At 64.6% G+C, this 8,164-nt stretch carries 9 protein-coding genes; 5 read left to right on the forward strand and 4 right to left on the reverse strand.

The window, feature by feature from the left end:
- The coding region (locus tag VD811_09590; protein HXV21221.1) for a PLP-dependent aminotransferase family protein at positions 1-1,406 on the reverse strand (1,406 nt) is incomplete at its 3' end.
- Between the two features lie 176 nt (positions 1,407-1,582).
- Here VD811_09590 and VD811_09595 point away from each other — a divergent pair.
- The 3 genes from VD811_09595 (at position 1,583) to VD811_09605 (ending at position 4,346) form a co-directional block, all read left to right on the forward strand.
- Entirely contained in the window at positions 1,583-1,855 is a 273-nt protein-coding gene (locus tag VD811_09595; protein HXV21222.1) for a DUF2917 domain-containing protein, read from the forward strand.
- Between the two features lie 283 nt (positions 1,856-2,138).
- The gene (locus VD811_09600; protein ID HXV21223.1) at positions 2,139-3,899 is read left to right on the forward strand and encodes a DEAD/DEAH box helicase; all 1,761 of its coding nucleotides are present in this window, start codon (positions 2,139-2,141) and stop codon (positions 3,897-3,899) included.
- Positions 3,900-3,941: 42 nt separating this feature from the next.
- The gene (locus VD811_09605; protein HXV21224.1) at positions 3,942-4,346 is read left to right on the forward strand and encodes a hypothetical protein; all 405 of its coding nucleotides are present in this window, start codon (positions 3,942-3,944) and stop codon (positions 4,344-4,346) included.
- Between the two features lie 8 nt (positions 4,347-4,354).
- On the opposite strand, the gene ric is transcribed toward VD811_09605, so the two are convergent.
- The 3 genes from ric to VD811_09620 all read right to left on the reverse strand — a co-directional run bounded on the left by ric (position 4,355) and on the right by VD811_09620 (position 6,454).
- The gene (ric, locus tag VD811_09610) at positions 4,355-5,086 is read right to left on the reverse strand and encodes an iron-sulfur cluster repair di-iron protein (protein HXV21225.1); all 732 of its coding nucleotides are present in this window, start codon (positions 5,084-5,086) and stop codon (positions 4,355-4,357) included.
- 223 nt (positions 5,087-5,309) lie between these two features.
- Positions 5,310-6,155 carry a methyltransferase domain-containing protein gene (locus VD811_09615; protein ID HXV21226.1) on the reverse strand — a complete coding sequence of 282 codons (846 nt, stop codon included), beginning with the start codon at positions 6,153-6,155 and terminating at the stop codon, positions 5,310-5,312.
- Positions 6,156-6,208: 53 nt separating this feature from the next.
- Positions 6,209-6,454: a YheU family protein gene (locus tag VD811_09620; protein ID HXV21227.1), complete on the reverse strand. Its 246-nt coding sequence runs from the start codon at positions 6,452-6,454 to the stop codon at positions 6,209-6,211.
- A 199-nt stretch (positions 6,455-6,653) separates the two neighbouring features.
- On the opposite strand from VD811_09620, the gene greB reads away from it, so the two are divergent.
- Both greB and VD811_09630 read left to right on the forward strand, forming a co-directional pair.
- Positions 6,654-7,166, forward strand: a complete 513-nt coding sequence (gene greB / locus VD811_09625; GenBank protein HXV21228.1) for a transcription elongation factor GreB — start codon at positions 6,654-6,656, stop codon at positions 7,164-7,166.
- A gap of 77 nt (positions 7,167-7,243) precedes the next feature.
- A partial coding sequence (locus VD811_09630) for a cysteine desulfurase family protein (protein ID HXV21229.1) occupies positions 7,244-8,164 on the forward strand: 921 nt, incomplete at its 3' end.

The following is an 8,164-nucleotide window of genomic DNA, read 5'->3' on the forward strand; positions in this document are numbered from 1 at the left end:
ATCGCCCCCTCGACCCGCGCCGACCAGTAGGCGGCGTTGAGCCGCACGCAGTTGCGGAATTTGCCGGAGGCGGAGAAGAGGGTACCGGGGGCGATGGTGATCCCCTCCGCGAGGGCCTCGCCATAGAGACGCTGGGAGTCGACCCCTTCCGGCATCTCCACCCAGAGACAGAAGCCGCCGCGCGGCCGGCTCACCTTGGTGCCGGCAGGAAAATAGCGGCCGATCGCCTCGCCCATCTTGGCCATCTTCTGGGCGTAGGTCCGCCTGATTTTCCGCAGGTGACGCTCGTACCCGCCGTTGGCCAGGAATTCGGCAACCGCCATCTGGGTGGGACTGGCCGAGGCGACGGTCACCGCCATCTTCAGCGCCTCGATCTCCTGCTGATAGCGCCCCGGGGCGATCCAGCCGACCCGGTAGCCGGGGGCGACCGTTTTGGAAAATGAGGAGCAGAGCAGGACGTTGCCGCTCCGGCTGAAGGAGCGGGCGACCCCCGGCCGTTCGTCGGTGTGGGCCAGGTCGCCGTGAATATCGTCCTCGATCAGCGGCACGCCGTGCCTCTCCAGCAGCCGCACCATCTCCTGCTTGCGGGCGGAAGTCATGACGCAGCCGAGGGGGTTGTTGAAGTTTGTGACCACCAGGCAGGCCTTGACCTCGTTGTGTTCCAGAGCGTAGCCGAGCGCCTCGAGGCTCATCCCCTCGGTCGGCGAGGTGGGGATCTCCAGGGCTTTGAGCCCCAACGCCTCGATCAACTGCAGGAAGTTGAAAAAGGTCGGCGATTCGACGACCACGGTGTCGCCCGGCCGGCAGAGGGTCTTGAGAGCCAGGAAGACGGCCTCCATACAGCCGGTGGTGATGACGATCTCGTCCGGCTTCAAGACACAGCCGGCCAGCAGCATGTGTTTGGCGATCTGGGTGCGCAGCCGCTCGTTGCCGGGCGGGATGGCGTACTCGATGCTCTGCGCGGGCCGGCGCCGGATCTCGCTGTGCATCATCCGGCTGAGGCGCTCAATCGGCAGCGATTCGGGGTCGGGCAGACTGACGCCGAGCTGCAGCAGCTCGGGGCGCATGGCGTCGCGCAGGATCATGCGCGACAGGTCGCCGAGGCTGACCTCGGTGGGGCTGATCTCCCGCCTGGTGATGGGCGGCTCGACGGGGAGTTCCGGCAGGCGGGCGCAGACGAAGTACCCGGACTGGGGGCGGGCCTCGATGAGGCGCCGGTCCTCGAGAAAGGCGTAGGCCTGCTTGACGGTGTTGAGGCTCACCCCCTGTTGCTGGCTGAGGCCGCGGATGGAGGGGACCTTCTCGCCCGGCCGGAAGATCCCCTCTTCGACCAGGGAGGCGATGCGTGCCGCCACCTCCTCGTAGAGGGGAAGCTTGCCATGATCTTTTCCTACAATCATTTTCATGGCTTTCATCTTAACCGTCCGGTCGGCCGGAGGCCAGACACAGTTGACTGAAGATGCGATGGATACAGTTTCCTGAAACTTAAACTGTGATGGGTACAAAAGTAAAGGGCTGTATCTGTTTTTTTCTTTCCGTTCCCCTTATAAATGAAGAAACGTCAACATGGAAAGGGGCGGCCATGGAAATCTTTTTGCGACAGGGGGAGATATTCAATCTCGAGGGGGATGCCCGCGCGCTGACGATCCGCTGCCTGGGCGGCAGCCTGTGGATCACCCAGCCCGGCGACAGCCGCGATCATCTGCTCGACCCCGGGCAGACGATGACCGTCGGCTGCCGGGGGAGGATCGTGGTCGTGGCCACCTCCGAGGCGCGGGTGCAGTTCCAGAAGGTGCAGGCCAGCCGCGCCGGCAGACGCGGCTTCCGCCCCTGGTACGCCGTGCCGGAGGGCTGAGGACAAGGTCTCCAGGCCAGCAGGATCGGTTTTTCGCAGGGAAGAATACTCGGGAAGATCATGTCTGCGATTTCACGTTATGTTTCCCTCCGCCGGGGAATAGCGGCCAGACCAGCAGAGCCCCCCCGCTGAAAATGTTGGCCCTTGGCCTCGATATGGGATAAAGTGTCACGGCTTCCTCCCCCAGGAGGAACCATGGTGCTGTCAAACGGACACTACTCACCTCACCCCGCCCGGCTCTGCGCTTTCCATCCCTGCCGTGCCCATCCCGAACTGGCTTTTCATGACTGAAGAAACGTTTCCCGGCTTTGCCGAACTGTCGCTCGCCCCTGCCATTGCCCGGGTGATCGAGGAAGTCGGCTACGAGACCCCCTCGCCGATCCAGGCCCGCAGCATCCCCCCCCTGCTGGCGGGCCGGGACCTGCTCGGCCAGGCCCAGACCGGCACCGGCAAGACGGCCGCCTTTGCCCTGCCGCTGCTCAGCCGCCTCGACCCGGCCCTGAAGGCCCCCCAGATTCTGGTCCTGACCCCCACCCGCGAGCTGGCGCTGCAGGTCGCCGAGGCGATGCAGACCTATGCCCGCTACCTGCCCGACTTCCATGTGCTGCCCGTCTACGGCGGCCAGAACATGGGCCAGCAGCTGCGCCAGCTGCAGCGGGGTGTCCAGGTCGTGGTCGGCACCCCCGGCCGCATCCAGGACCACCTGCGTCGCGGCACCCTGAAGCTGGAGCAGCTCTCCTGCGTGGTCCTCGACGAGGCGGACGAGATGCTGCGGATGGGTTTCGTCGACGAGGTCGAGGAGATCCTGCAGCACACCCCGCAGGAGAGGCAAACGGCCCTGTTTTCCGCCACCATGCCCGACGGCGTGCTGCGCATCGCCCGGCGCCACCTCAGGGACCCGGTCGAGATCCGCATCAGAACCAAGACCTCGACGGTCGAAACCATCTCCCAGTGGTTCTGGCAGGTCAAGGGGCTGCACAAGCTTGATGCCCTGACCCGCATTCTCGAGGCCGAGGAGATTGAGGCGATGCTCGTCTTCGCCCGCACCAAGGTCGCCACCGTCGAGCTCGCCGAAAAACTCGAGGCCCGCGGCTTCTCCTGCGCGGCGCTCAACGGCGACATGACCCAGCAGCTGCGGGAGAAGACGATCGAGCGCCTCAAAAGCGGCTCTCTCGACATTGTGGTCGCCACCGACGTGGCGGCCCGCGGCCTCGACGTCAAACGCATCAGCCACGTGGTCAACTACGACATCCCCTGCGACACCGAGTCCTACGTCCACCGCATCGGCCGCACCGGGCGGGCGGGCCGCGAGGGGAAGGCGATCATCTTCGTCGCCCCGCGCGAGCGGCGGATGCTGGCGGCAATCGAGCAGGCCACCCGCCAGCCGATCAAACCGATGAGATTGCCGAGCCGCCAGGATATCACCGACCGCCGCATCGGCCTGTTCAAGGAGCAGATCGCCGAGACCTTGGAGGCGCAGGACCTGGAGTTCTTCGAGGAGCTGATCGACAGCTTCCAGAGCGAGTACGACGCGGGCCACCGCCGGATCGCCGCGGCCCTCGCCTACCTGGCCCAGAAGGAGCGCCCCCTGCAGCCCGCAGAGGCTCCCGCCGACACGGAGGCCGAAGAGCGTGATGCACGGCCCCCCCGGGAGCGCTCTGCCGAGCCGGCCGACGCCGGCATGCGCCGCTACCGCATCGAGGTCGGCCGCGACCAGGGCGTCGAACCGCGGCACATCGTCGGCGCCATCACCAACGAGGCGAACCTGAGCGGCCGGCATATCGGCGCGATCAGGCTCTTCAACACCTTCAGCCTGGTCGATCTGCCCGACGACCTGCCCGCCGAAGTCATCAGCCGGCTGCAAAAGGTCGCGATCTGCGGCCAGCCGATGAAGATCAGCGTCGATGCCGGCGGCAAGGGCTCCGAACGTCCGGGGAAACACCCCCGGCGGCTCCCTTTCAAAAAGGGCGGAGAGACCCGGGGTTTCAAACCGGGAGGGAAGAAGCCGCCCCATGACCGGCGGGGGCCCAAAACAGGCAAGTAGTTACCACCGCTCACCTTGCAGAGCCTGCCCCACGGAGCCCCCATGGCCTTCGACGCCATCGACGACGCCTTCCATTATGTCAGCGACGCCCCGCCCGGCGAACGGACGGCAGCTGTCCACCGGCTCACCGGCCGGGTCTTTCTCGCCTCGCTCAAGGCCGGCTACGACGAGCGGCCGGCCGGGGCTGCAACCGACCCCGCCTACCTGACCATCCCCCACCGGCAGGAACTCGATCCGGGCAAGCCGCTGGTGCTGGAGTTCATCCGCGGCCACTGCCCAGCGGAGCTGGCGCGGGTCGAGGCGCTCTTTGCCCGGCCCGGCGCGTTCCGCAACGTCAAGGATCTGCTGCGCCGCCGGCAGCTGCTGGAGAGCTGGCAGGTCTTCGAGGCGCAGCGGCTCGAGGCGCTGCTGCGCCAGTGGTGCGCAGCGCAGGGGCTGCCCCTGTAAGGCGCCGGCTAAAGCCGGGCCGCCTTCGGGAAGAGGATGTTGTTTTCGAGGTGGACGTGCTTGTGCAGGTCGTCCTCGAACTCGTGGAGCATCCGGTAGGTGACCGCGAAGGTGTTGCAGACATCGCCCGGCAGCGCATACCCGTTGGCCAGGTGACGGATCGCGTGGACGGCGTCGCCGATCTCCTGGTGCTCACGATCGAGCTTGACGAGGGAGGCCCTGATCGTTTCCACATCCAGGGCATCAGGAGGATTGCCGGCTATTCTGGCGGCGTCGACCCGTTTGATGGCCGGAAAGAGGACCTCTTCCTCCTCCCGGAGGTGGGCCGCCATATCGGTGGCTATCCGGGCGAAGATTGCCGCGATCTCGACCACCTCGGGATGGTGGGCGCCATGGACCCCGGCAATCTTGCCGGCGTAGGCGGCGATCTGCTCGGTGTTCTCGTTGAGATAGGCGTGGTGGGTATTGACGATGTAATCGGCGAGAAACGGCAGAGCCCAGGCCGCATAGTTGTGGCTCCGCTCGACTGGTGCACTTTTGACCTCGGCAATCTCCCGCTGCAGCACGGCCAGATCGAGCCCTTTTTCCTCGCAGATCGCGGCGAGGGTAGTCTTGCCGCCGCAGCAGAAGTCGATGCCGTGCTTTTCAAAGACCCTGGCGGTCCGGAAGTCGTCGGCAACAATCGCGCCGACGGTTGTTGCCGACGAGGGGGCCATCTGCTCGCTAGCTGATTTTTGCATGGTGTTTCTCCTTTGTCTGACTAGGCCGCTGGTCAACGTTTTTCATGCTTTCAGCATACCGCGAAGTCGGGGCACAGGGACTTGACAGGGGTCAAGTAAACGAGGAATTCCGGGGCGGGTGTACTTGGATTCACGAAGCAGAGGGGTAAAAAGACGAAGAAAAGGGCGGCCTGCTTCGGCCCGCCCTTTTCTTATGGAAAATCCTGGCATCCTCCGGTTCGGGTTATTTGTACGCCGTGACGCCCATGAGTTCGGCGACCTTCACCACCCTGGTGAAGCCGGCCGCCCTGAGCCGCTGCGCCGCCTGGTCGACAAAGCTGCTGCCGCGTTTCACCACATGCGGGTTGCCCGTATAGTGGAACAGGGCTCCGCGCCGCTTCAGCACCCGGTAGATTTCCCGGTAAAACCCCTCCCCGTAGAGCTCCCCGGCGAGGGAGAAGCGGGGCGGATCATGGATGACCGAGTCAAAGGATTCCGTCGCGAGCTCCCGGATGTATGCATCGATATCGGCATGCACCAGATGGATGTCGGGGTCGAAGATCCCCTGCGACCACGGGTTTTTTTGGCGCAGCGCCATGACCGTTGCGCTCCGCTCGACCGAAACGACTTCGCGCGCACCGAGCTTCAGCGCTGCCGCGGCCGCGTAGCCGAGCCCGCTGCAGGTATCCAGAACCCGGTCCCCCTTTTTCACGACTTGCGCGGCCATCTGCCCGGCACTCGCAAAGGGGTTGACCCCCTTCGAGATGTGCATTTTCACCCCGCTGATTTCCAGCAGCGGCGCCTGGTCCGTGGGGACGAGCTTGTAATAGCCGTCGTCTCTGACCTCGAGCACCTCGAGCTCGCCGCTTTGCAAATAGAAGATTCTGTTCTCCTTGCCCGCAATCCGCCGCAGCTCCGCCCGGCTCAGCCGGTTGTCCGCGTCCAGGACCAACTCGTCGCCGCCGAGGGCAAAGGTGCGGCGGGAGAGGTTCAGATCAACCGAAATGTCGATGCGCTCCTCGCCCCTGTCCAGCGCGCCGAGAACCTCGCGGGCCATCGCCGCATGGAACCAGTAACCGTTTTTGTTCATGACCGCCTGCGCGCCGGAAGCTCGCCCCGCTGCTTCCGGCCGGGGGAAAGTGGTTAACGGCAGACGACGATGTTCGCCGTTTGTGACGCCAGGTCAAAAACGACCTTGACCTTCCTGTTTCTCAACTGCCGAAGAACCTGGTCGACCTTATCTTCCAGCGTGCAGCCGGGCTCCCCCCAATCCGCGCCGTCTCTGGTCACGAACTCCTGAACCATCTTCCGCAGCGTATCCGGGTCGAGCCGCTCGTACGGGACATCTATCCCTTCTTCGTGCTGGCCGGCTGGTTTTTTCTGCGACACGCTTTCCCTCGACATGCTGTGGCACCGACGGATATCTGGATCTTATGGGAACCCATTATACCGGTTCCGCAAACAATAAACTCGGGAAAAGCAGGTTCCAGTCCCCTGAGAAACGCAACCTCTCACTACCCCTTCAAATTTGAGACAAATCAGCATAAGATAGGACCATCCCTATTCACCAAACCTGAGCAGAAGAGCCATGTCGAACCAAAAATCAGCGAAACCTGCCCCGATCTATATGACCCCCGCCTGTGCCCGGCGATTGCGGGCCGAACTCAGAGAGACCCTGTACCGGCTGCGGCCCGAGATGGTGAAAACTGCGGCCTGGGCCGCCGGCAATGGCGACCGGAGCGAGAATGCCGATTATCATTACGCCAAAAGAAGGCTCAGGCAGTATGACGGGCGCATCCGTTTTCTGACCAGGCGCCTGGAGAATGCGACGATCGTCGACCCGGTCGAACAGCAGAAGATCGCCAACGGCAGGGTGCTGTTCGGCTGTACCGTCACCGTTGAAAACGAGGCGGGCGAAGAGAAGGTTTTCAGCATCGTCGGCGCCGATGAATTCGACGCCGCGCGCGGCTACGTGAGTTGGACCTCCCCCATCGGCCGTGCCCTTCTCGGCTCGGCAGAGGGCGATCTGGTCACGTTTGCAACTCCCGGCGGCCAGGCCGAACTCGAAATTGTCAAGGTCGAATACAAAGCCCTCGAGTAAGGGTTACCCTGCCCGATATTGTGGCAACGACTCCCTGCGATAATTGCTGATCGTAAACCAATAGAAGAGAGCCACAAATGGATCCTGTCTATCTCGACTACAACGCCACCACCCCCACCGATCCCCTGGCGGCCAGGGAACTCCTCCCCTTCCTGGAGGAATCGTTCGGCAATCCCTCCAGCAATCATCCCTACGGCAGGACGGCGAAGGCGGCGGTGGAACTCGGACGCACGCGCGTGGCGAACCTGCTCGGGTGCGCGCCGGCGGAGATCGTCTTCACCGGCGGCGGGACGGAATCGAACAACCACGCCCTGATCGGCTGCGCCTTCGCCAACCGCGACCGCGGGAATCATCTCATCTCCTCGGCGGTGGAACATCCGGCCGTGCTCGAGCCGCTGAAGTGGCTGGAGCGCTTCGGCTTTACCGTCACTTTGGTGCCAGTGGACGGCAACGGGCGCGTCGATCCGGAGGCGGTGCGGCGGGCGGCAACACCGGCAACCATCCTCATCAGCGTCATGCACGCGAACAACGAGGTCGGGACGCTGCAGCCGCTGGCGGAGATCGGCGCCATCGCCCGCGAGCGCGGCATCCTCTTTCACACCGACGCCGCCCAGTCCGTCGGCAAGGTCCCGACGCGGGTCGACGATCTCGGCGTCGACCTGCTGACGGTGGCCGGGCACAAGCTCTACGCCCCGAAAGGGGTCGGCGCCCTTTACATCCGCTCAGGGGTGAAGATCGACCGCTACCTGCACGGTGCCGGGCACGAAGGGGGACGGCGCGCCGGGACGGAGAACGTCCCGTACATCGCGGCGCTGGGAAAGGCGGCAGAGCTGGCCGGAGAACGGCTGGCGGCGGAGAGTGCGCGGATCATGGCGCTTCGCGACCGTTTCCACGCCCTGCTGGAGGAGCGAGTCGGAGGCGTGCTGCTCAACGGCCACCCGACCGAGCGGCTCCCGAACACGCTGAACCTCAGCTTCGCCGGCGTGACCGGAGCGGAG

It is taken from the genome of Desulfuromonadales bacterium (assembly GCA_035620395.1).
Classification (GTDB): domain Bacteria; phylum Desulfobacterota; class Desulfuromonadia; order Desulfuromonadales; family DASPGW01; genus DASPGW01.

Excerpts from the sequence above, each read along its gene's own strand:
- ric (HXV21225.1), bottom strand. The coding sequence starts at position 5,086 with ATGCAAAAATCAGCTAGCGAGCAGATGGCCCCCTCGTCGGCAACAACC.
- greB (HXV21228.1), top strand. The coding sequence starts at position 6,654 with ATGTCGAACCAAAAATCAGCGAAACCTGCCCCGATCTATATGACCCCC.
- VD811_09605 (HXV21224.1), top strand. The coding sequence starts at position 3,942 with ATGGCCTTCGACGCCATCGACGACGCCTTCCATTATGTCAGCGACGCC.
- VD811_09595 (HXV21222.1), top strand. The coding sequence starts at position 1,583 with ATGGAAATCTTTTTGCGACAGGGGGAGATATTCAATCTCGAGGGGGAT.
- VD811_09615 (HXV21226.1), bottom strand. The coding sequence starts at position 6,155 with ATGAACAAAAACGGTTACTGGTTCCATGCGGCGATGGCCCGCGAGGTT.
- VD811_09600 (HXV21223.1), top strand. The coding sequence starts at position 2,139 with ATGACTGAAGAAACGTTTCCCGGCTTTGCCGAACTGTCGCTCGCCCCT.